Below are 20,396 nucleotides of genomic sequence, written 5' to 3' on the forward strand. Positions count from 1 at the left end.
TGTCCCGAACGTTCAAACTGCGTATGCAGGCGGTTTGGGAAATCGGCGCAGGCAGGTGCGCGCTAAAGCACGGCCCTAATGGATCGTGCACGAGCCATTGGCACCCCGGCGAACCGTTGCCGATCGCTTGGACTGAACTCCCTGTGTTGCGCCCACGTCCCTCGAATGAATGTCGCAAGTTCCGGCATTCACCCCATCGTCAACTTCGAGGACGTCATGATGGAAAAAAACGACCCCAGCGCCACCTCCAGGCCGGGCAGTACACAGGATCACCTCCACGCCATTGCCGATGAAGCCGGAGCTTTGCTCGATGATGCGAAAACCCAAGGTACCCACCAGTACGAGCAATACCGCGACCGTGCGGCGGAGCAGCTCGACGCTCTCAAGGAAGGCGCGCGTTCGGCGGCTTCGGAGCTTGAGGGCCATGACAGCCTAGGGCTTTCCCACTATCTGAACGAGGCGGCCGCCTGCATCGGCAGCTTCGCCGAGCAGGTTCGTCATGAAAGTGCCGAAAGCCTGCTACAGCGAGGTGCACAGCTGGCGCGGGACAATCCTGCGCTCTTTCTCGCAGGCAGCGTGGCGGTGGGATTTGCCTTGTCGCGTTTCGCCAGTGCCAGCAACCGCCACGCAACCGCCGAACCCCCTCAACCTACGACGCACGCGCGCCCTGAGCCCGATCACACCCTACCAGCCGTGCCCGATCGGGCGAGCGATGTTTCCACCCACAAACCCTACACCCCCGTCGACCCTGTGGGGCTCGGCGCCGGAAGGCCGGTGACTGACAGCCCACTGGATCGCGATCCACTCAAAGGAGGCGAGTGATGAACAAGGACCCTTTGCAACACACCCCAACTGCACATTCGACGGTCGACGATCCCGTGGGCGTGACGGGCCTGCTGCGCCAATTGATGCGCGAAGTCCCGGAACTGTTCGCCAAGGAGCTGGCACTGGCCAAGGCCGAACTGCAACAGAACCTGGCCACGCTCAAGGCCGGCACGGCGGCCGTAGCGACCGGCGCGATCGTGTTGCTGGCAGGTTTTGTCATCCTCCTGCTGGCGGCGGTCTATGCCCTGGCGATGGTGCTGGAGCCGTGGCTGGCTGCGCTGATCGTGGGTGCCGTCACCGTCATCGTCGGCTTGATCATGGTGCAATCGGGCAAGAAGCAGTTCGAGCCTTCGCACCTCAGACCTGACCGTACGTTGCATGCCATGGAGCAGGACAAGGACACCTTGAAGAGGAAACTGCCATGACCAGCACCTTCGAACGCGACGCACAAAAAGACCCCGACTTGCTCGAGCAGGAAATCAACGCCAAGCGCGAGCACATCAACGAACTGGTCGATGCACTGGAGCAACGACTGAGCCCTGGGCAATTGGTCGACAGGCTGCTTGCCTATGGCAAAGGCAATGGTGGCGAGTTCCTGCACAACCTGGGCACCACCCTCAAGAACAACCCGGTACCTGCGACCCTGACGGTCCTTGGCCTGGCTTGGCTGGGCCTTAACCAGCACCGGCCCTTTAATCCAGGCCCTGCATCCACAGGGCCTGGGCTGGGCGAAAAACTGGGTGATGCGGTCGATTCCGTGAAAGGTGCATTCGCCCAAGCCGCACAGACGGTGCACGATGCCAGCCACAAGGTGCGCAGCAAAGCCCACGATGCGAGGGACCGCGCCAGCGAGCTCGGCCAGGGCGCACGCGCCTCGGTGAGCGATTCTGCCCAATCCTTGGGCAGCCGCGCACATCAGATAGGCGACCAGGCCACCGCCCTGAAGGGCCAGATGGACCACCTGCTCAAGGAGCAGCCGCTGGTGCTGGCCGCGCTGGGCGTACTGCTGGGGGCGGCGCTGGGCGCTGCGCTGCCCGGCACGCGTCAGGAGGATCGACTCGTGGGGCCCAGCAGCGATCGGGTCACCGACGCGCTCAAGGCCAAGGGCGAGGGGCTCAAGGCGTCGGTGAAACATGCCGTCGACGATACCTCGGGGCAGCAGGCGCCTGGCACGGCGCGTGATGCCAAGGGGGCCGATCTTTCCGCAGGGTTGGGTTTTCCACCTTGATCTGCCGGTAATGGCCGCCAGCCTCCGGAGCGTCCCAGGAGGCTGGCGCTACTGCATGCTCACCCCCAGAACGCCTGGCCGCCATCGAGCGGCAGCGTGGCGCCGGTCAGATAGCCTGCTTCGTCGCTGGCCAACCACGCGACCGTTCGGCCGATATCGTTTTCGCAATCCCCGACCCTGCGCAGCGGAATGCCCTGCAGGAACGCTTCGGCTTCTTGCGGGTGGGCTTGCATCCAGCCTTCGAGCCCTGGAGACAAGGCGTGGGGCGCGATCACATTGACGCGTATGCCATCAGGCCCCCATTCGCATGCGGCTGCGCGGCTGAGGCAGCGGATGGCTTCCTTGGCCGCCGCATAGGCACCATAGCCGCAGGCGTCCCAGCGCACTGCGGCAGAGGAGGCCAGGTTGACCACCACGCCGCCGCCCCGCAGATACGGGTGGCATGCACGCATCAAGCGCAGGGTGGCCAGGGGGCCTGAGTCCATGCCTTGGGCGAAGGCCTCGTCGCTGACCTCCAGCAATCGGCCCAGGGGTACGATCTGGGCGTTGTTGACCAGGATGTCGATCGTGCCGAACGCTTCCAGCACCTGGGCCACGCACCGCTCGATGGCCTGCGCCTGGGTGACGTCGCAGACCACCGCCAGTGCCTCGCCACCGCGCGCGCGGATTTGCGCGCAGGTCGCTTCCAAGGGGGCCAGTGTGCGTCCTGCGACGGCCACCCGCGCGCCCTCGGCGCACAACGCCAGGGCAATGCCTTGGCCTACGCCCTGACCCCCGCCGGTGACCAGGGCTGTCTTGCCGGTAAGACGGTTCATGCGAGGAACTCCAGTGACAGGGGGTATTGGCTGGTGGGCAGTACGCCCAGCTGGTCGAAATCGATGAAGCGCTGGCAGCTGTCCATCATCAGCGCCAGGTTGTGCTGGAACTTCGCCTCATCGCCCGGCGCATCGAAGAACGCCTGCGGATCGTCCATGGCTGCCGGCGGGAAGCATTCCTCGACGATGGCCGCCAACGCGGTGGCGCCAGGGGTGAGCACCTGCACCACCAGGTTTTGCACGTACTGGAAGTTGTCCTGGGTATCGATGGCTATCGGTGTGTGGTGGTTTTGCCAGACCTCGAGCCAGGCCTCGTGGCTCAAGCGCGTCGGCCGTTGCAGGAAGGCTAGTTGCGAGAAGCCGTGGGTGCGCTGGCCGGGGCTGGCGGGGAATCGCGTGTTGCGGATGGGCACCGACTCGCAGACCAGGTACCCCGCAATGCGCGAACAGATCGCCTGCAAGGCCTCGTCGAATGGGCGGCGGAATTCGCCGACGGCGCTGTCCAGCCAGAAGCTCAGTACGGCCTGGGGCAGGGGGCCTGCCTGTGTCTGGCGCAAGCCGTTGGCGGCGCTCACGTCGGCGTCGGCCAGGTTCAGCTGCAGGTGCCGGGCGCCGAGGGTGTGCAGGCGGTCGGCGAGGGGGCCGCTCAATTGCTGGGAGAACGAATCGAACGTGTCGTGCTCGGGTTGCCAAAGCAGGTAGATGACTTTCTGCACGGAGCGCTCCTTGACACAAGGCATGGTTGAGAGATGACCGTGACCATGGTTGATCGCCGTCGCTGCAGAGGAATCCTCCAAACGGACTATCCCGCGCCGATGAGCAGGCTCGCCTTACTTGTTGCCGGGCGATCTTTGCCTATGCTGCGTAGCGAGGGGCTGTATGAAATGTATTCGCGCAAAGGCCAGACAAGGCGAAACCAACACGTCACGAGGGTCGATACCATGTATTACGTGCAACGCGATGCCGCAGGCCAACTGCTGCGGGTCGAAGCCGCTCCTTACGCCGAGTACACGGAGATACTCCCCGCCGACCATGGCGAAATCCAGGCCTGGTTCGCGGACGATGTGGTGGAAAACAGCCTTCGCCAGCTCAAGCAGAGTGACCTGGACATGATCCGTGTGCTCGAAGACCTGATCGACGTGCTGACCACCAAGGGCGTGATCAGCATCACCGACCTGCCGCCGGATGCTCAGTCCAAACTGCTCAACCGCTCTTCGGCGCGCAAGGCGCTCGGCAGCCTGAACAACCTGATCGAGGAAGACGAGGGCGGTGGTCTGATCTGACCCCGTCCGGGGGGCGGCAGCGCTGACGTCAGCGCCAGGGCACAGGCTCGCCCACCCGCCGCCCTTGCATCCCTTGCACGCCCATTTCGCGCAGAACGTTCGATTCCCCTTCGGACTCCACCCGCTCGGCAATCAGCGGCAGGTCGATGCTGTGCGCTGCCCGTTGAATGGCTTCGATGAACAGGCGTTTATGCTGCTCCTGATCGATGTGGCGAATGTAGCTACCATCGATCTTCAAGTAGGCAAGTCCCAGGTTTTCCAGGTTACCGATCATGCTGAAGCGCCCGCCGAAGCGCTGCAGCGCCAGGCCAACGCCCAACTCGCGCAGGCGTCGGGTCAAGTGCTCGAGCGAGGCCTGCCGGGGCAGTTGCTCTTCGCCGATTTCCAGGGTCAAGCGTGCGGCCAATGCGCGATGATGGCCGAGCTTTTCGTAGACCTGGCGCATTGCGCCGTCATCGGCCAGGGTGGCGGCCGAGAGGTTCAGTGCCAGGGAGGCATCGTGGCCTTCCAGATGCCTGAGGACCTTATCCAGCATCAACAGGTCCAGGCGCGGCATCCAACCGAAACGTTCGAGCCACGGCAGGAAGCGACCCGCCGCCAACGGCTCGCCCTGATCATCGTGCAGACGGGAAATGACCTTGTAATGCAGGATCCGGCTCGGCACCTGGCAATCGACCACCGGCTGGAAGAACAGCTCGAACAGCCCCCGGTCCAGGGCCCGGTCGAGCCGCGAGTGCCAGGCATTTTGACTGTCGGGTGCCTGTGTCGCGGCGCTGCGTTCCAGGCACACCCAGCTCGGTGCTCCCTGGTGCTCGGCGCGCGCCAGGGCTTCATCGGCCAGCTTGAGCAGTGCGTCGGGCTGATCGCCTGGCGTGTAGGGGGCAAGGCCCATGCGGGCCACCGGGCTGACATCGCTGGCCTCGGTCTGGTGCAGGCTGTGCAAGGCCTGCTCCAATGCCTGGGCCAGGTGTACGGCTTGCTCGGAGTCCAGGCCAGGGGCCAGCACGGCGAACTCGCCGCCACGGCTGCGCGCGATCAGGTCGCGGGTCTGGGGATGGGAGGCGCAAGCGCGGCGTAGCTGTTCGGCCACCGCCTGGATCAACTGATCGGTACGTTGCCCGCCCAGGCGCGCGTTGAGGCCGGCCAGGTCCTGAATGCGCAGCAGCAGCAGGTAGCCAGCCCGGGCGTCCTCGACGTTGCTGACTTGGTCGTTGAGCTGCATCTGGAAGTAACGCCGGTTGGCCAGGCCAGTGAGGCTGTCCTGATACGATTCGGCACGCAGCTGCTCGCTGCGCTCGGCCTGTTCGTGGAACAGCGCCTTGAGCTTCTCGACCATCTGGTTCATGGCCTGGACGACGCGGCGCAGTTCGGGCGTGCGGGGAAGATCCGGAAGGCTGAGGAATTCCCGGCGGGCGATGGCATGGGACTGGGCAACCATGTAATCGAGCGGGCGCAATTGGCGGCGCAGCAGCAAGGCGCCCAGCACGGCGCTCAAGGCCCCGCACAGCAGCAGCCAGCCCAGGCTGCCCAAGGCGCCTTGCCAGAGCTTGGCCAGGGCGAACATCGGGTGGCTGACCACCTCGACCCGTGCCGCCTGCTGCCAGCCGCGGCTGACGATGGCGTCCGCGCCGGCGGCCTGCAATCCCGCCAGGCGAATGAACCAGGCGGGCACGCCATTGCTGTCGGGTTCGGCGTGGCGCTCCACGAGCACGGCGTTGGAGGCCAGGTCGATGACCTTGATGCTGGCGTAGTACCCGCTGTCGAACAGCGAGCTCACCATCAGCTCGACCATGGCTGGATCGTCGATGTTCGGCGTCAGCGACAGGGCCAATGCAGTGGCACCGTCCTGGGCATGCGAGCGCAGCTGGTTCACGTACTGGCTACGCGAGCTTTCCAGGCTGACCATGAAGCTGCCGGTGAAGGCAACCACCAGGAACAGGCAAATGGCGAACAGCAATTGTTTGAACAGTGACATCTGCGCTCCTTAGTAGACCGGTTCGGCCGGGAAGCCTTCGGCCTGCATCTTTTTCAGCACGTCCTGCCAGCGCGACAGCCGTTTGGTATCGCCGACTTTCTTGTTCCCCGAGGCGCCGGTCAGCCAGAGACCCTCACCGTTGAAGGCGTAGACCGGCAACAGGTCGGTGCGCTCGCCCGCCGGCTTGATCGCGTCCATCAGGCTGTCGAGCACCAGCGGCTGGGCCTGTGGGGTCGAATAATAGGTCAGGACCATGTGCGCCCGATTCTGGCGCAGGGCCTTGACATAGGTGATACGTAGCTTCTCGCTGGGGATGCCCATGCGCCGCAGGCTGAAGTACTTGGCGATAGCGTAGTCCTCGCAATCGCCTGCGCCCTTGATCAGTGACTGGATCGGTGTGGCCCAGTAATCGATGTCGCGCCACAGGTCGATGTCTTCGACGTAGCGCAACTGCTGGTTGAAGAAGAGATTGACCTGCCGCAGCCGTTCCAGCTCGCTGCCTTGTTGCTGGGTGGCGAGCAGCTGCTGCCAGGCATCGATGCGCGCCTGGCCTGGGCCCAGAGGGCCATAGAGGGCCTGGGCCCGTCGGCTGATCTGCGAGAAATCCCAATCGGCGCGCAGGCTGCCCAGCAGCACAAGCGCCAACAGGACGGCGAGGCCGAGGCGCCACACGACGGTTTCGAGCATCCTGGGTTTCGCCACTGCTAAGGCCTATTGAGTACCGATCCTTGACAACCGTGGTGCTGTCGTCCGGGAAAAGCGCAGGGCACGTCACTGCCCGGCGACAACGAGCAGTGTAGATGATCGGCGCCCAGCTATGGCCATGCGCCAGCTATGCAATGAAATCCGATTCGGCGGGCGGCTCTGCCCGGGCATCCTGCTGGATCGTGCCATGCACGGCAATGCCACACACACCGCACAAGCCAACGCTGGCGAGCACGATGTCGCCCAGGATCATGCCGACGATCAACAGCAGCAGGCTGGCGCGAAAGAGGGTGGTCATGACTGCCTCCATGGCAATTGACGTGGGGATGGTGCTAACCATAACGCCTTTGGATCCCAGGATGCAGCCTGGTTTTTGGCAGACGGCAGGCTTTCCATCGGAATTGGCCGATTGGTCCTGTCCGCGTGCTCGGCCCTGATGGCCGCTGGCCGTTGCAGGGCTGGAAACCTCATCCCGACCGAGGCCAGCCTTGGGGGAGGCGAAAGCGGCGGATCAGGCCGGGCGACGCGGAACTTCAAGCGGCGGGCCCGGTCGATAGCATCCCTTGCCTTCCGAACAAGGGCCCAGCCAACCTGGACGGCTGCAAACCTGCCCATCGTGTGGCAGTCCACCCGGTCTTGTCGAGTTCGTTTCCGATGCCAAGCACGCCTGTATGGTTGGCTTTATGCCTGTGTCTGACGGTGGTCGTATCCCAGTGTGCCATGGCTGGCGGCCGTGCCACTCAAGCCCGTAGCAACAACGCCTCCACCGCGTTGATCGAAGCCGCCTCGCAGCAATATGCAGAAGGTCATCTGGACCAGGCGGCGGCGACATTGGAACGCGCGCTGCACATACAGCCGAACAATCCCGCCACCTTGCATTACCTGGGTGTGTTGCGCCTGCAGCAGGGGCAATACCAGCAGGCCGAGACGCTGGCGGCCCGCTCCAACCTTCGTGTCGGCGCCAATCGTGCGCTGTACGCTCGCAATCTTCAGCTGATAACGGCGGCCCGCAACGCTCAGCGCTCAGGTGCAATGCCTGCGGCGATCAAGGACTCCGAGCGGGCCGGCGGCGATGCCAGCGGCATGATCACCGCCGAACAACTCATCCGCTACTGACCCCGGCAGGGCGCCTAGGCCTCACGGGCAAAGCACAGCACCTTGCTCGTCATGCGCTGCAAGGTTTCGCCCCGCTGGTTGGACGTGATGCATTCGACCACCACCATGCCGCGGTCGCGGCGCGTGCGCGAGGGCGTGATGCTCACGATGGTGCTCTGCACACGCAGCCGGTCGCCTGCTCGGGTGGGCTGCGGCCAGGAAACCTCGGCAGTGGCACCGATCACGCCGCGGGCCAGGGGCAGGCTGCTCACCAACAGTTTCATGGTCAGCGCACTGGTCTGCCAGCCGCTGGCGGCCAACCCTTCGAAGAACGTGTCCTTGGCAAGGCTTTCGTCCAGGTGAAACGGCTGCGGATCGTACTCACGGGCAAAGCGAATGATCTGTTCAACATCCAGGCAATGCTCACCGCTGGTGAAGGTATCACCTACGGCCAGGTCCTCCAGATAGATCGGGTCGGTCATGTCAGGCTCCTCACGGGGCAGAGGCCGGGAGCGGCACGCTGCGCTCGGCCCATCAAACGCGATAGTGGGGCCTTGTTCAAGTAGGCCGACACTTGTAGCCAGAGGTCGCGGCGCTGGAAAGCGCCAAGCGAAACCTTGACCTGACTCGAAGTCCACTCTCGCTGTCGACAACACCCCAGGCGGCCTTGCGTCGTGAAAGCACTGCGAGGCCTTCGCCAGGGCCGATACTGCTGGTATCGGCGGCGTCTGGCTGGTGGCGCGGGCCGCGAGGAGGTGTGAGGTGAACAAATTGTCCATTGTGGGTGCCGGAATGGTGGGTGAGGCGGCGGCGCAAATCATCGCCCGGGAGGAGTTCTGCCGTGAGCTGACGTTGATCGATGTGCAAGGGGACATGGCGCAGGGCAAGGCACTGGATGTCTGGCAGGCAGCCGTCGAGTCCGGTTCCGATACCCGGGTCTACGGAGGGGGCGATGCTCAGTTGCTGCAGGATTCCGAGTTGGTGGTGATCACCGCGGGCGTGCCGCGCAAGCCGGGTCAGTCGCGCCAGGATGTACTGAGCATCAACCTGCCGATACTCGACGGCATCATGCGGGACATCAATCGGCATGCCCCGTCGGCGATCGTACTGGTGGTGTCGAACCCGGTCGATGTGCTCACTTACCGGGCCTGGAGCCTCAGTGAGCTGGGCCGCGACAAGGTGTTCGGGCAGGCCGGGGTGCTGGATACCGCGCGGATGAAGTGCTTCATTGCCGAACAGACAGGCTTTTCTGCCCGGGATATCGCGGCGCTGGTGCTCGGAGGCCATGGCGACAGCATGGTGCCGTTGATGCGCTACTGCACGGTCGGCTCTGTACCGCTTTCGCACTTTTTGACCTCTGAGCAGATCGAGCGGATCGTGCAGCGTACCCGTCAGGGAGGCGGCGAAATCCTGGGCCTGAAGAAGGTGGGGAGCGCATGCGATGCACCGGGCGTGGCAATCGCCCAGATGGTGGATGCGATCGCCAACGGTCGAAACCGCATTCTGCCTGCGGTCGCGATCCTCGAGGGCGAGTACGGGCGCCGGGACATTGCCATGGGGGTGCCTTGCGTGCTGGGAGAGCAAGGGCTGACGCGGGTCGTCGAACTGCCCCTGGATGCGCAGGAGCAATCGATGTTCGACCACTCAGCCGACCAGGTGGCGCGTGACATCGGCGAAATGAAAGCGCTGTGAGCCTGCAGGGCGCGGGTTCAGCCGCAGCGCCCCTCAGGCGTGCCCGCGGGCCAACGCCTGCGCGAGATAGGGCGCAGTGCGGCTGCCCTGAACCTGGGCAACCTCGGCGGCGGTGCCGGTCGCGACGACCAGGCCACCGGCCTGGCCTGCCCCGGGTCCAATGTCGATCACCCAGTCGGCCTGGGCCACCATGCGCATGTCGTGCTCGATCATCACCACGCTGTTGCCGGCATCGACCAGCTGTTGCAACTGCGCCATCAGCCGGTCGGCATCGGCCACATGCAGGCCGGTGGTCGGCTCGTCGAGCACGTACAGTGTGCGCCCTCGCTGGCTGCGCTGCAGCTCGGTGGCCAGCTTGATGCGCTGCGCCTCGCCGCCGGACAGCTCGGTGGCCGGCTGGCCCAGGCGCAGGTAACCCAGGCCGATCTCGCGCAGCACCTGCAGCGAGCGCGATACCGCTTGCTCGTCGACGAAGAAATCGCAGGCTTCTTCTACGGTCATGCGCAGCACGTCGGCGATGTTGCGGCCATTCCATTGCACCGCAAGGGTGTCCGCGTTGTAGCGGGCGCCGTGACAGGTGGGGCAGGGGGCATAGACGCTGGGCATGAACAGCAGCTCGACGCTGACGAAGCCTTCGCCTTCACAGGTGTCGCAACGCCCCTTGGCCACGTTGAACGAGAAACGCCCCGCGTCATAGCGGCGCTTGCGGGCTTCGTCGGTCGCGGCGAACAGTTTGCGCACAGGGTCGAACAGCCCGGTATAGGTCGCCAGGTTGGAGCGAGGCGTGCGACCGATCGGCTTCTGGTCCACCTGCACGACCCGTTGCACGGCCTGTACATCGCCGCCCAGGTGACCGCCGGTGCGCTCGATGATCGTCGGGCCTTCGGTGCTGGCTTCGCTGTCTTGCTCCTCAGGTTCGTGCCCCAGGTGCAGCAGCATCAACTCGGGCAATGCCTGGGCGATCAGGCTCGACTTGCCGGAGCCGGAGATGCCGGTCACCGCCGTGAGCACACCCAGCGGCACGCGTGCGTCCACGCCGTGCAGGTTATGACGTCGGATGGCCTTCAGCTCCAGCCAGCCGGTGGGTGTGCGGGCGCGAGTGCTGGGGGCGGGCAGTTGGTCGAACAGGTAGCGGGCGGTGTGCGATTCGGCCACTTCGCGCAGGCCCGCCGGGGCCCCGCTGTAGAGCACGCGGCCGCCGCGCTCACCGGCATCGGGACCGACATCCACCAGCCATTGGGCGCGGCGCATCAGTTCCAGATCATGCTCGACCACGAACACCGAGTTGCCGGCGTCGCGCAGGCGGTCGAGGGCGTCGTAAAGCGCCTGGCTGTCGGAAGGGTGCAGGCCGGCTGAAGGCTCGTCGAGCACATAGACCACGCCGAACAGCAGGGCGCTCAGTTGCGTGGCCAGGCGCAGTCGCTGAAGCTCGCCGGTCGACAGTGTCGGTGTGGCGCGTTCCAGGGTGAGATAGCCAAGGCCCAGCTGCTGCAGCGTGCGCAGGCGCGCCAACACCCCTTCGGCCAGGCGCTGCGCGGCCAGTTGTTTTTCGCTCGAGCGGGTGTCCTGGGCAGAGACTTGGCCTCGGCTGACCGGTTCGAGCAAGGCCACGACCTGGTCCAGCGGCATCTGGGCCAGGGTGCCGATGTCCACCCCGCAGAACGTCACTGACAATGCCTCTGGCTTCAGACGCTTGCCGTCGCACGCTGGGCAGGGGCGACCCTCCATGAAGCGCGACACACGCTTGCGCATCAGCGCGCTCTGGGTGTTGGCGAATGTGTGCAGTACGTAACGCCGGGCACCGGTGAACGTCCCCATGTAGCTGGGCTCGAGTTTGCGCTTGAGGGCGGTGCGGGTTTCGGCCGGCGTGAGGCCCGCATAGACCGGCACGGTGGGCGCTTCTTCGGTGAACAGGATCCAGTCGCGGTCTGCCTGCGGCAGGTCTTTCCAGGGCCTGTCGACGTCATAGCCCAGGGTGACCAGGATGTCGCGCAGGTTCTGCCCATGCCAGGCCGTTGGCCAGGCGGCGATGGCCCGGTCGCGGATGCTCAAGGTCGGGTCGGGGACCAGGCTCGCCTCGCTGACCTCATAGACGTGCCCCAGGCCATGGCACGCCGGGCAGGCCCCTTGCGGTGTATTGGCCGAGAAGTCTTCGGCATACAGCATCGGCTGGCCGCTGGGGTAGGTGCCAGCGCGCGAGTACAACATGCGCACCAGGCTCGACAGGTTGGTCACGCTGCCGACCGAGGAACGGGCATTGCTCGCACCGCGTTGTTGTTGCAGCGCCACAGCCGGGGGCAATCCATCGATCGCGTCGACATCCGGCACGCCCACCTGGTCGATCAGTCGCCGGGCGTAAGGCGCTACGGATTCGAAGTAGCGGCGCTGCGCTTCGGCATACAGAGTGCCGAAGGCCAGCGATGACTTGCCGGAGCCGGAAACGCCGGAAAACACCACCAGTGCATCGCGGGGGATGGCGACATCCACATCCTTGAGGTTGTGTTCGCGCGCGCCGCGCACCATCACATAGCCGTCTTCGGTCTCGAGGTGGGCACGGTCGGTCGGGGAGGGGGTGCGTGTCATGGGGCGGCGGCTCGGCGGCTGGCAAAAGGGTTACGGTAGCCGTTGTCGGGCCTCGGCGCCTACCCCTGGGTGTCTTGAGGGCGTTGGGTGTGGAGTCTGGTGTGCATGTTCTCTGGCGTGCCCTTGTCCTTTGCCAGAAGCTTGCGGGCTGTCTCTATAAAGGGCGTGACCACCAGACTGTACAGCGTCAGGTAACGCTGCTGGTCTTGTTCTGCGGTGCCGAAGCGGATGTCTTCAGGCGTTGAGGTGGTGACATAGAGCGTGCCGAACATCCAGTCCCAGAGGGACAGGTTGGTGCCGAAGTTGCGGTTGAAATGGCGCGGGGCGTCACTGTGGTGGATCTGGTGCTGGGCCGGACTGTTCAATACATGCTCAAGCCGCGGACCGAACGACAGCCAGACATGGCTATGGCGAAGGTTGGCCGCCAGGCCATTGAAGATGAACACCAGGTAGGTCACCCCGAACAAGGTGTAGCGGCTGATTTCGCCGCCGCAGGCGTACCAGAAGCAACCGGCGTACAGGCCGATGAATAGACTGGTGCTCAGTTTTTCGACGATCTTTTCCACGAAGTGCACCCGGCTTGCCGTCACGGGTACCAACACGGGCGCTGAATGATGAACCTTGTGAAAAGCCCAGAGCCAGCGGGAATGAAACGCCCGATGCGCCCAGTAATGAATGAAGTCTTTGACCAGGAACACCCCCTACCCGTACAGCAGTGAGAGCCCGAGGTTTTCACCCACGCGCGGGCGTTCGCCCCAGAGATTGACGAAAAAGGCCTGGTAGTCGCCTGAATGCAGGATGTAGGGATCGACCCAGTTGACGATAGGCAGCACCAGCGCGACTTTGAGGACGGCTCGCACGAAGTAGTAGCGGTAATCCAGCAGCGCCGAGGGATGCAGGTGTACTCGGCCAGCGCCGATGAACTGCCAGAACGAAGGGGCGTCGGTCAGGCCGTGATGCTTTCTGAAGCGGAACAGGCTATAGGCGACGCCATAGGAGATGCAAAGGAACAGGACCCCGAAACGGCCGTTCAGGTTGAATATGCCGAGAAACTGCTCGGTGACGGGCGCGATCACCCACTCGGTCAGATGTTCGAAGGCAAGCGATAGTGCATCCACGAAACGGCGGCCTCGGCGAAAGAAACGGCATTGTAAATCAGATTGATTTACTTAAGCGTCTTTATATGAAGCCTCAACCGTGGGTTTGTGGGCGCTACGCCACGGTATGATAAGCGCAACGCGATCCCGCCAGAGTGAATCATGAACCGTCAGAAAAAAATCAAGCAGTTGCTCAAGGCCCATGCCAAGAAAGCCAGCGCCAAGCTCGCACCGCGCAGCAACAAGCCCAAGTACATCAGCAAGGCCGAGCGGGAGAAGCTGGCCGCGCAGGCGGCGAGTGAATCAAGCGCAGAGATCGAGCAAGGCGCGCATTGATCACCGCCAGCGCTTCCTATCTTCGCAGCGGCGCCACCGACCGCTGCTGATGGCGAGCCAGGTGTTCAAGGCGACGCAGTGTACTTCCTTGTGGCTGGACCTGTTCGAAAGGCACGCCTCCTGCAGGCAAAGGGGCATCCATAGCCCCTGTGCCTCCATGTCTGCCGAATCAATCAGCCGCGATTTGCAGTTCCGGCAGCTTGACACGAAACGCCCGGGTGACCCCTAGCAGGCAGATGAATCCAAGCCCCATCCAGCCCAGGCCAATCATGAACGACATGCTCGACAGGCTGGTCCACAGCCAGATGGTGCTCAGGAACCCCAGCCCCGGAAGCATGCCGTACAACAGGTAGTTGCGCAGGCCACGCAGCTTCTGGCCGACCAGGTAGTGCTTGACCACCGCCAGGTTCACCGCCGAGAAGGCGAACAGTGCACCGAAGCTGATCATGTTGGCGACGGTATCAAGGGTGATGAACAGCGCGATCAGCGACAGAAGGCTGACCACCATGATGGCTGTGGCCGGCACCCGCTTCTTGGACACCAACTGGCCAAATGCGCGCGGCAGCACGCCGTCCCGGCCCATGGCGAACAGCACCCGTGACACGCTCGCCTGGGACACCATCGCCGAGGCGAAGCAACCTGCCACGTAGGTGGCCGTGAAGGCGCTCACCAGCAGTTCACCGCCCACCCGGCGCATGACGTCCACCGATGCGGAGTCGGGGTCGTGGAAAGTGCTCCACTGCGGAAACACCATCTGGGCACACCAGGACACCACCAGAAACAGCAGGCCACCGATCATTGTCACCGCCATGATCGCCTGGGGGATGCGACGTTGTGGGTTGGGGGTTTCCTCGGCCATGGTCGACACCGCGTCGAAGCCCAGGAACGACAAGCAAAGTACGGCTGCGCCGGTCATGATCAGCGGCACGCTGAAGCCTTCATGGTGGAAAGGCGCCAGCAGCGAAACAGGCCCCGCTTGCTGGTTCAGGTGACTGATCGACAGCGCGATGAAGACCACGATGAACACCAACTGGGCAACGATCAGCACCCAGTTGACACGGGTGATGGACTCGATGCCGATCAGGTTGAGGAAAGTCACCAGAGCGATGGAGCCGAGCGCCCATACCCACGCGGGGACTTCGGGGAAGTATTCGGACATGTAGATGCCGATCAACAGATAGCTCAGCAGCGGCAGGAAGATGTAGTCAAGCAGTAGGGTCCATCCGGCCATGAAGCCGAAGTAGGTGCCGAAGGCCTTGCGGGTGTAGGTGTACACCGAGCCGGAATAGGGGTGGGCCTGGACCATTCGTCCATAGCTGTAGGCAGTGAACAGCATGGCGACGAGCGTCAGTATGTAGGCGGTGGGCAGATGCCCTTGGGTCATTTGGGTGACCAGTCCGTAAGTGGTGAATACCGCCAGCGGCACCATGTAGGCTAAACCGAACAGCACTAGGGCGGTCAGGCTCATGGACTGGCGGAAACGACTTGATGAGGTGCTTTGCGACGGTGAATGGTGGGAGGAGGTATCGGCCGCATTTGTTGTTATATTCATTACTGACTCCTGAAAGTTCAGAGGCAAGGCACTGGCGGTATTTGGGTCGATCGTGACTTTGTGGGTACGTTTGTTATCTTTGTAAAAACCTCGGTGCGGGCACGTGATGACCTGCGTTGAAATAACGCATTCAGCACGTCCAAGAGTCGCTACGTTGAAACTTGCAGCTTCACAAGCGTTTTACGGCATGAGTGGGGCGACCTGCGGGCTCGAATGGCGCCAGGCCATGGCAGCGATATAAAACCGGGCCTTCGGAACGAGAGGAGCCGTAACACTGCAGGTCAATTCCTGTAGTTCATTAAGTAGGTGTAACTACTTAATACTTTCAAGGCCTTTATATTGCCATCGAACGGATATCGGATTTCGAATGACAACAGCGGCAATATTGCTCGATGACCACTAAATGCCTTGATCAAGAAAGCATGACAAGACAATCCCTGTTGGCCCAACGACGATCCTGTTTTCGACTTGGGGATTGAACGAGTCCGTTGTCCAACCAGGACTCAAGCTTCAGACGGTTTTGATCCACCTCTCATGGCCTGTCACTCCACCCCTGGAGTGTCAATTCTTCATATCGTCCGTGCTTGGCTATTTTTCCATGGCTGTGCGGAGGCCACCATCACCCTTTTGTGTGAGCTAGCGCTGGGCAGATACGGTCACAGGAGATACAGATTGAACAGGGCCCAGCACCACACCGCAGCGACTATTAATTGCACGGAAAATGCGCCGAACCTGAGCCCTGCAAGCACACTAGGGACGATCGTGTCGCGTTGGCTCCATCGCTCTCTGCAGGGTCGTGTCATCGAACCTTTCCAAGAAGCGGTCGATCTGCGTCTTGCCGCACAGATGCACGGTTGGAACCTGCGGCGCCACAGTCAGGCGGATGGCTTCAATCTCTGCGCGGTAGCTGTTATCGAACTGCCAGACGAATTTCAAGAACTCCAGAAACGCTTTGTCCAGGCGTTCCTTGCAGCCAACCGGCCGGTCGGCCCGGGGCCTGTCCAGCAGGCTGCGAACGATCACCCGGGCGAGGCAGATGAGTCGCGGGGTATCAAGCCAGATGACCAGGTCGGCTTGGGGCAGGCGCAGGTCGAAGGTGCGCCGTGCATAGTTGCCTTCACAGACCCAGGCGGGCGCGGCAACGGCATGGCGTACCCGTTCGCGAAACTGGTCGGCGTCGGGTTCTTCCCAGTTTGGTTCCCAGAACAACGTATCCAGGTGCACGACGCAAGCGCCGAGGCGTTTGCCCAGCGCCCGGGCCAATGTCGATTTGCCGCTGCCGGCGTTACCGAGTATCACAATCCGTTGCATGGGAAGACTTCCAGTCGCCAAATGAGGGGCGGCGATTTTGCGGATTTTGTGGGTGCTGTCAAGGCGAGAAGGGCCAGGCGCCCACGGCATAACTGGTGCGCGCATCGTTCGAGGCCTCATCGTTCAAGTGGCTGATGGCCGCGCTTTTCGCCTGGGCATCCACGAGCGCGGTCTGTCGATCCGAGAGCTGCTGGTTGGCCGTGAACAGGTTCGCCACCTGTTGCTCCAAGTGGTTCAGTGCATCCACAAGTACCTTCTTTTGCTCAAGCTCATCAGCCAGTTGGTGGGCGAGATCGCTCACCCGAGCGATTTGCTGCTCCTGCTCGGGGGTGACGTTCGCTGGCGAGGCAACGGTGAATCCGCTGAACACCGAAGACAGGCTGCAAAGCGCAATGCCAAAATACTTTTCCATCAGGTATCCAGAGCCTGTCACGGTGATGGGTCATCGATTCACGATGGGACCATGACAGGGCCAGGCGGCCAAGAAGATGAGTCTTAAAAGTGCCTTGGTGGGAACACCGAATGCCGGCGTGTTTGCAGTATCATGCGCGCCCGCGTTCGGAGCAGCCCATGGCCAAAGACATCGACAACCCCTGCGTCTCGCTTTGCCAGCTCAATGGCGAGCTGTGCGTGAGCTGTGGCAGAACCCGCGAAGAGATCCGCAAATGGCGCGGCATGAAGCGGCCGGAGAAGATGGCGACGGTGCAGCGTGCGGCGACGCGGTTGAAGGCCATCGTCAAGAAGGGCGCCAAGCGTCAGGCGCGTGACTGACCGGTGAATACCCTTGAGGGCTGCTCAGGGCAGCCCCAAGGGTATCGCCAGCGCACTTGAGCCTTTATCGCAACGCCTTGCCTTTGGTCTCCGGCGCCCAGGCCACTGTCACCAGCAGGCCCAGTAGCGGGAAGAGCGCCATCATGATCAAGGTCGCCGAGAAGCCGAACGCCTGCAGCAACGAGGGCAGCAGGTAGGTCACGCCTGCTGCCGATATCCGCGAGAAAGCCGCCGAGAAGCCGATCCCGGTCGCACGGACATGGGTGTCGAAAATCTCAGGCGGATAGACGAACTGAATGTTGTTGATCGCAGGCCCGATGAACATGTACGTCGCGAACAAGCCTACGACGACCCAGGTCGGCGCATGGGCGAACAGGCCCAGTGCCAGGAAGATCGCCAGTACCGCGACGAAGGTCCAGATGACGAATCCGCGACGGCTCATCCAGTGCACCAGGAACACCCCAAAGACCACCCCGGCGATCTGAATGGCGTTCAGCGACAGGTCGACCCGGTGATCGCCTTGCAGCCCCAGCGTTTCCAGCACCGGCACCATGAAGGTGAAGATGGCGAAGAAGGGGCCGACCTGACAGAACCAGAACAGGCCGGAGAACAAGGTGTGTTTCCAGGTGTCGCGCTTGAACAGCTCGCCCAGCGAGGCGCCCTTGGGGCTGACATCGACATCGGGAATCGCGTACTCGGCGCCGAAGTGCCGATCGACGATGGCCCGGGCCTCGGCGTCCCGTCCCTGTGCCTTGAGCCACATCGGTGTTTCCGGCAGCAGCAGGCGAAGCAGGTAGATGATGACCGCTGGAATCACACTCGAACCCAACAGCATTCGCCAGTTATCACCGTCGTAGAAGGCGCCGATGATGAAGGCGGCGGTAAAGCCGATTTGCCAGGCGATGGTGAAGCAGCCAAGCAAGGCCCCGCGGTTCTTGCGTCGGGAAAACTCGGCCAGGACCGTGGAGCCGACGGCGTACTCGACGCCGATTGCCAGCCCTAGAAGCAAGCGGATGACCACCAGTTGCCAGATGTCCTGCACGAAGAACTGGCACACCGACAGGACAATGAACGCCGCCAGGTTCCAGGAGAACACTGGTCGACGTCCGTAACGGTCGGCGAAGTTGCCGAACACCAGACCGCCGATGAATACACCGATCAACGCACTGCAGGCAATCAGGCCTTGGCTCGTTGCGGTCAGCAGCAGTTCGTTCTTGGCCAGCGCCAGCGCAGGGCCGACGATTCCCAGGATGTAGCCATCCAGCGCAGCGCCGCCCAGACAGGCGAGCGCGGCGATGACATGGATGGGCATCAGGCGCGCCTCATCCAGCAAACGTTGACCGGACGTGCTGCTTGCTTCGCGTGGACTCGAAGCGATTGGCATACCCATAAAAGCCTCCGCAATCTCTCGTTGTAATTATTGATGTGCGCAGACGGTCCCCCCGCCGTGGCGGGCGCCTGCATGACGCGTGCTGGGTCTATGTGGCGGTGCGATACCGGGGCCGTCGGAAGCAAAGACCTCAGGCCCCGGCAGTGGGACTAGGGAAGGGCGATCACCGCCTCGATCTCGACCTGGGCGCCTTTGGGCAGGGCCTTGACCTCATAACAGGCGCGCGCTGGACAAGGCGCTGAGAAGAACTCGGCATAGGCCCCATTGACCAAGGCGAACGCACTCAGGTCGGTGACAAGCAGCGTCGTCTTGACCGTGTACTTCAAGGAGGTGCCGGCCTCGTGCGCGATGGCGGCAATGTTCTCCAGGCACTGGCGCGTCTGCGCGACGACGTCATCGGAACAGAACTCGCCGGTGGCCGGCACGATGGGCAACTGGCCCGAAACGAACAACAAGTTGCCGATCCGGATGGCCTGGGAGTAAGGGCCTATGGCAAGCGGGGCGTGGGTGCTGGAAACCTGGGTGATCATGTCGATATCCGTTGTCGTGGGAAAGGTGCGTTGCTGTAGTGCGATCAGTCGGTGCTCAAGTGATCCGTCGCGCCGTCCAGGAAGGCTTCGATGCGCGCGTACCAGGGCGCGATGTCGAGGTTGTTGCACGCCAGCCATTGGGCGTTGAAATAGGTATCTGCGTAGCGATCGCCGCTGTCGCAGATCAAGGTCACCAGCGAGCCCTCTTCGCCACGGCGTTTCATTTCGCTGGCAATGCACAGCAGTCCGAAGAAGTTCGTGCCGGTCGAGCCGCCGACGCGGCGGAACAGACGCTCCGACAGCAAATGGGCGGCGGCGATCGAGGCGGCGTCCGGCACCTTGAACATGCGGTCGATCACGCCCGGAATGAACGACGGCTCCACACGCGGGCGACCGATGCCTTCGATCCGCGAAGGGTGTGCACAGGTCGTTGACAGATCCCCGGTCTGCCAGGCTTGGCAGAAGGCGGAGTTCTCCACGTCCACGACGCACAGGCGGGTGTCGAAACCGCGATAACGGATGTAGCGGCCGAGGGTGGCCGAGGTGCCGCCGGTGCCGGCGCTCATCACCACCCACGCTGGGCACGACTGCTCCTCGCACTCCATCTGGTTGAATATGCTTTGTGCGATGTTGTTGTTGCCGCGCCAGTCGGTTGCCCGTTCGGCATAGGTGAACTGGTCCAGGTAGTAGCCGCCTTTTTGTGCCGCGATCTCGGCGGCCACGCGATAGACCTCGCCGGGGTGATCGACGAATTCGCAGACCCCACCGAAACGCCGGATGGCGCCGATCTTCGCTTCGCTGGTGCTTCTGGGCATCACGGCAATGAATGGCAAGCCCAGCAGGTTGGCGAAGTAGGCTTCCGACACGGCCGTGGAACCGGAGGAGGCTTCCACCAAGGTGGTGCCCTGGTTGATTCGCCCGTTGCAGATCCCATAGAGAAACAGCGAGCGGGCCAACCGGTGCTTCAGGCTGCCGGTGGGATGGGTACTCTCGTCCTTGAGGTAGACCGAGAGCTTGCCCAGGCCTGGGAAGGTCGGCTTGATCAGATGGGTGTCGGCCGAGCGATGACCGTCGCCCTCCAACAACCTGACCGCGTTGCGTGACCAATCGATCGCTACGGATTGCGTGGTATCAATGCCCATATCAATGTTCCAAGTTATGCCGATCGTTATGAATTGCGCCCACGACCCTGCGCGGACAGCCTCGAG

21 protein-coding genes and 1 pseudogene are annotated in these 20,396 nt (G+C 63.0%); 8 read left to right on the top strand and 14 right to left on the bottom strand.

What is annotated here, in order from left to right; genetic code table 11:
- Positions 1-165 precede the first annotated feature (165 nt).
- Genes BLS27_RS11045 through BLS27_RS11055 form a run of 3 tightly spaced genes read left to right on the top strand, consistent with a single transcriptional unit; the run spans position 166 to position 2,053 of the window.
- Positions 166-822 (top strand): hypothetical protein, encoded by a 657-nt coding sequence (locus BLS27_RS11045; protein WP_232092082.1) that lies wholly within the window; start codon positions 166-168, stop codon positions 820-822.
- The gene (locus BLS27_RS11050; RefSeq protein WP_043207053.1) at positions 822-1,250 is read left to right on the top strand and encodes a phage holin family protein; all 429 of its coding nucleotides are present in this window, start codon (positions 822-824) and stop codon (positions 1,248-1,250) included. Before BLS27_RS11045 ends, BLS27_RS11050 begins: the two co-directional genes overlap by 1 nt.
- Entirely contained in the window at positions 1,247-2,053 is an 807-nt protein-coding gene (locus BLS27_RS11055; protein WP_090344725.1) for a DUF3618 domain-containing protein, read from the top strand. The genes BLS27_RS11050 and BLS27_RS11055 overlap by 4 nt, the downstream gene beginning before the upstream one ends.
- Before the next feature lie 59 nt (positions 2,054-2,112).
- Here the strand turns inward: BLS27_RS11055 and BLS27_RS11060 are convergent, their stop codons facing one another.
- The gene (locus BLS27_RS11060; RefSeq protein ID WP_090344727.1) at positions 2,113-2,868 is read right to left on the bottom strand and encodes an SDR family NAD(P)-dependent oxidoreductase; all 756 of its coding nucleotides are present in this window, start codon (positions 2,866-2,868) and stop codon (positions 2,113-2,115) included.
- The gene (locus tag BLS27_RS11065) at positions 2,865-3,584 is read right to left on the bottom strand and encodes an EthD domain-containing protein (RefSeq protein ID WP_090344731.1); all 720 of its coding nucleotides are present in this window, start codon (positions 3,582-3,584) and stop codon (positions 2,865-2,867) included. Before BLS27_RS11065 ends, BLS27_RS11060 begins: the two co-directional genes overlap by 4 nt.
- A gap of 225 nt (positions 3,585-3,809) precedes the next feature.
- Between BLS27_RS11065 and BLS27_RS11070 the strand changes: the two genes are divergently transcribed.
- Complete coding sequence (locus tag BLS27_RS11070; RefSeq protein ID WP_070571167.1) at positions 3,810-4,151, top strand: tryptophan synthase subunit beta; 342 nt, start codon at positions 3,810-3,812, stop codon at positions 4,149-4,151.
- Between the two features lie 28 nt (positions 4,152-4,179).
- Here the strand turns inward: BLS27_RS11070 and lapD are convergent, their stop codons facing one another.
- The 3 genes from lapD to BLS27_RS23825 form a co-directional block, all read right to left on the bottom strand.
- Entirely contained in the window at positions 4,180-6,126 is a 1,947-nt protein-coding gene (gene lapD, locus BLS27_RS11075) for a cyclic di-GMP receptor LapD (protein ID WP_090344733.1), read from the bottom strand.
- A 9-nt stretch (positions 6,127-6,135) separates the two neighbouring features.
- Positions 6,136-6,813, bottom strand: a complete 678-nt coding sequence (lapG, locus tag BLS27_RS11080; protein ID WP_090344735.1) for a cysteine protease LapG — start codon at positions 6,811-6,813, stop codon at positions 6,136-6,138.
- Positions 6,814-6,958: 145 nt separating this feature from the next.
- On the bottom strand, positions 6,959-7,129 hold the full coding sequence (locus tag BLS27_RS23825) for a hypothetical protein (protein ID WP_167358089.1): 171 nt from the start codon (positions 7,127-7,129) through the stop codon (positions 6,959-6,961).
- A 422-nt stretch (positions 7,130-7,551) separates the two neighbouring features.
- Here BLS27_RS23825 and BLS27_RS11085 point away from each other — a divergent pair, with 422 nt between their 5' ends.
- Complete coding sequence (locus BLS27_RS11085) at positions 7,552-7,947, top strand: tetratricopeptide repeat protein (protein ID WP_070571164.1); 396 nt, start codon at positions 7,552-7,554, stop codon at positions 7,945-7,947.
- 14 nt (positions 7,948-7,961) lie between these two features.
- On the opposite strand, the gene BLS27_RS11090 is transcribed toward BLS27_RS11085, so the two are convergent.
- Positions 7,962-8,408, bottom strand: a complete 447-nt coding sequence (locus BLS27_RS11090; protein ID WP_043207036.1) for a MaoC family dehydratase — start codon at positions 8,406-8,408, stop codon at positions 7,962-7,964.
- A gap of 280 nt (positions 8,409-8,688) precedes the next feature.
- On the opposite strand from BLS27_RS11090, the gene BLS27_RS11095 reads away from it, so the two are divergent.
- Positions 8,689-9,618 (top strand): malate dehydrogenase, encoded by a 930-nt coding sequence (locus tag BLS27_RS11095; RefSeq protein ID WP_043207034.1) that lies wholly within the window; start codon positions 8,689-8,691, stop codon positions 9,616-9,618.
- A 33-nt stretch (positions 9,619-9,651) separates the two neighbouring features.
- On the opposite strand, the gene BLS27_RS11100 is transcribed toward BLS27_RS11095, so the two are convergent.
- Entirely contained in the window at positions 9,652-12,201 is a 2,550-nt protein-coding gene (locus BLS27_RS11100; RefSeq protein ID WP_167358090.1) for an excinuclease ABC subunit UvrA, read from the bottom strand.
- Between the two features lie 59 nt (positions 12,202-12,260).
- Positions 12,261-13,319: pseudogene (locus BLS27_RS11105) on the bottom strand (sterol desaturase family protein).
- A gap of 141 nt (positions 13,320-13,460) precedes the next feature.
- Between BLS27_RS11105 and BLS27_RS11110 the strand changes: the two are divergent.
- A complete protein-coding gene (locus BLS27_RS11110; protein WP_090344738.1) occupies positions 13,461-13,634 on the top strand; it encodes a DUF2986 domain-containing protein in 174 nt (57 codons plus the stop codon).
- 169 nt (positions 13,635-13,803) lie between these two features.
- Here the strand turns inward: BLS27_RS11110 and BLS27_RS11115 are convergent, their stop codons facing one another.
- The 3 genes from BLS27_RS11115 to BLS27_RS11125 all read right to left on the bottom strand — a co-directional run bounded on the left by BLS27_RS11115 (position 13,804) and on the right by BLS27_RS11125 (position 16,909).
- Positions 13,804-15,186, bottom strand: a complete 1,383-nt coding sequence (locus tag BLS27_RS11115) for an APC family permease (RefSeq protein WP_090344740.1) — start codon at positions 15,184-15,186, stop codon at positions 13,804-13,806.
- A gap of 750 nt (positions 15,187-15,936) precedes the next feature.
- Complete coding sequence (locus tag BLS27_RS11120) at positions 15,937-16,497, bottom strand: P-loop NTPase family protein (protein ID WP_090344742.1); 561 nt, start codon at positions 16,495-16,497, stop codon at positions 15,937-15,939.
- A gap of 58 nt (positions 16,498-16,555) precedes the next feature.
- The gene (locus tag BLS27_RS11125) at positions 16,556-16,909 is read right to left on the bottom strand and encodes a hypothetical protein (RefSeq protein ID WP_090344744.1); all 354 of its coding nucleotides are present in this window, start codon (positions 16,907-16,909) and stop codon (positions 16,556-16,558) included.
- Positions 16,910-17,067: 158 nt separating this feature from the next.
- Between BLS27_RS11125 and BLS27_RS11130 the strand changes: the two genes are divergently transcribed.
- Positions 17,068-17,268: a DUF1289 domain-containing protein gene (locus tag BLS27_RS11130; protein ID WP_043207024.1), complete on the top strand. Its 201-nt coding sequence runs from the start codon at positions 17,068-17,070 to the stop codon at positions 17,266-17,268.
- Between the two features lie 64 nt (positions 17,269-17,332).
- On the opposite strand, the gene BLS27_RS11135 is transcribed toward BLS27_RS11130, so the two are convergent.
- From BLS27_RS11135 to BLS27_RS11145, 3 genes are all read right to left on the bottom strand, one after another.
- Positions 17,333-18,658 (bottom strand): MFS transporter, encoded by a 1,326-nt coding sequence (locus tag BLS27_RS11135; protein WP_052352377.1) that lies wholly within the window; start codon positions 18,656-18,658, stop codon positions 17,333-17,335.
- 149 nt (positions 18,659-18,807) lie between these two features.
- On the bottom strand, positions 18,808-19,188 hold the full coding sequence (locus BLS27_RS11140; protein ID WP_043207021.1) for a RidA family protein: 381 nt from the start codon (positions 19,186-19,188) through the stop codon (positions 18,808-18,810).
- 44 nt (positions 19,189-19,232) lie between these two features.
- Positions 19,233-20,330 (bottom strand): PLP-dependent cysteine synthase family protein, encoded by a 1,098-nt coding sequence (locus tag BLS27_RS11145; RefSeq protein ID WP_090344746.1) that lies wholly within the window; start codon positions 20,328-20,330, stop codon positions 19,233-19,235.
- Between the last annotated feature and the right edge of the window lie 66 nt (positions 20,331-20,396).

Origin of the sequence: Pseudomonas guariconensis (genome assembly GCF_900102675.1) — a bacterium.
Lineage (GTDB): Bacteria > Pseudomonadota > Gammaproteobacteria > Pseudomonadales > Pseudomonadaceae > Aquipseudomonas > Aquipseudomonas guariconensis.

What these genes read in the sequence shown, in the direction of transcription:
- BLS27_RS11045 (WP_232092082.1), top strand. Translation starts at nt 166, where the DNA reads ATGAATGTCGCAAGTTCCGGCATTCACCCCATCGTCAACTTCGAGGAC.
- BLS27_RS11050 (WP_043207053.1), top strand. Translation starts at nt 822, where the DNA reads ATGAACAAGGACCCTTTGCAACACACCCCAACTGCACATTCGACGGTC.
- BLS27_RS11055 (WP_090344725.1), top strand. Translation starts at nt 1,247, where the DNA reads ATGACCAGCACCTTCGAACGCGACGCACAAAAAGACCCCGACTTGCTC.
- BLS27_RS11060 (WP_090344727.1), bottom strand. Translation starts at nt 2,868, where the DNA reads ATGAACCGTCTTACCGGCAAGACAGCCCTGGTCACCGGCGGGGGTCAG.
- BLS27_RS11070 (WP_070571167.1), top strand. Translation starts at nt 3,810, where the DNA reads ATGTATTACGTGCAACGCGATGCCGCAGGCCAACTGCTGCGGGTCGAA.
- lapD (WP_090344733.1), bottom strand. Translation starts at nt 6,126, where the DNA reads ATGTCACTGTTCAAACAATTGCTGTTCGCCATTTGCCTGTTCCTGGTG.
- lapG (WP_090344735.1), bottom strand. Translation starts at nt 6,813, where the DNA reads ATGCTCGAAACCGTCGTGTGGCGCCTCGGCCTCGCCGTCCTGTTGGCG.
- BLS27_RS23825 (WP_167358089.1), bottom strand. Translation starts at nt 7,129, where the DNA reads ATGACCACCCTCTTTCGCGCCAGCCTGCTGCTGTTGATCGTCGGCATG.
- BLS27_RS11085 (WP_070571164.1), top strand. Translation starts at nt 7,552, where the DNA reads ATGGCTGGCGGCCGTGCCACTCAAGCCCGTAGCAACAACGCCTCCACC.
- BLS27_RS11090 (WP_043207036.1), bottom strand. Translation starts at nt 8,408, where the DNA reads ATGACCGACCCGATCTATCTGGAGGACCTGGCCGTAGGTGATACCTTC.
- BLS27_RS11100 (WP_167358090.1), bottom strand. Translation starts at nt 12,201, where the DNA reads ATGACACGCACCCCCTCCCCGACCGACCGTGCCCACCTCGAGACCGAA.
- BLS27_RS11110 (WP_090344738.1), top strand. Translation starts at nt 13,461, where the DNA reads ATGAACCGTCAGAAAAAAATCAAGCAGTTGCTCAAGGCCCATGCCAAG.
- BLS27_RS11115 (WP_090344740.1), bottom strand. Translation starts at nt 15,186, where the DNA reads ATGAATATAACAACAAATGCGGCCGATACCTCCTCCCACCATTCACCG.
- BLS27_RS11120 (WP_090344742.1), bottom strand. Translation starts at nt 16,497, where the DNA reads ATGCAACGGATTGTGATACTCGGTAACGCCGGCAGCGGCAAATCGACA.
- BLS27_RS11125 (WP_090344744.1), bottom strand. Translation starts at nt 16,909, where the DNA reads ATGGAAAAGTATTTTGGCATTGCGCTTTGCAGCCTGTCTTCGGTGTTC.
- BLS27_RS11130 (WP_043207024.1), top strand. Translation starts at nt 17,068, where the DNA reads ATGGCCAAAGACATCGACAACCCCTGCGTCTCGCTTTGCCAGCTCAAT.
- BLS27_RS11135 (WP_052352377.1), bottom strand. Translation starts at nt 18,658, where the DNA reads ATGGGTATGCCAATCGCTTCGAGTCCACGCGAAGCAAGCAGCACGTCC.
- BLS27_RS11140 (WP_043207021.1), bottom strand. Translation starts at nt 19,188, where the DNA reads ATGATCACCCAGGTTTCCAGCACCCACGCCCCGCTTGCCATAGGCCCT.
- BLS27_RS11145 (WP_090344746.1), bottom strand. Translation starts at nt 20,330, where the DNA reads ATGGGCATTGATACCACGCAATCCGTAGCGATCGATTGGTCACGCAAC.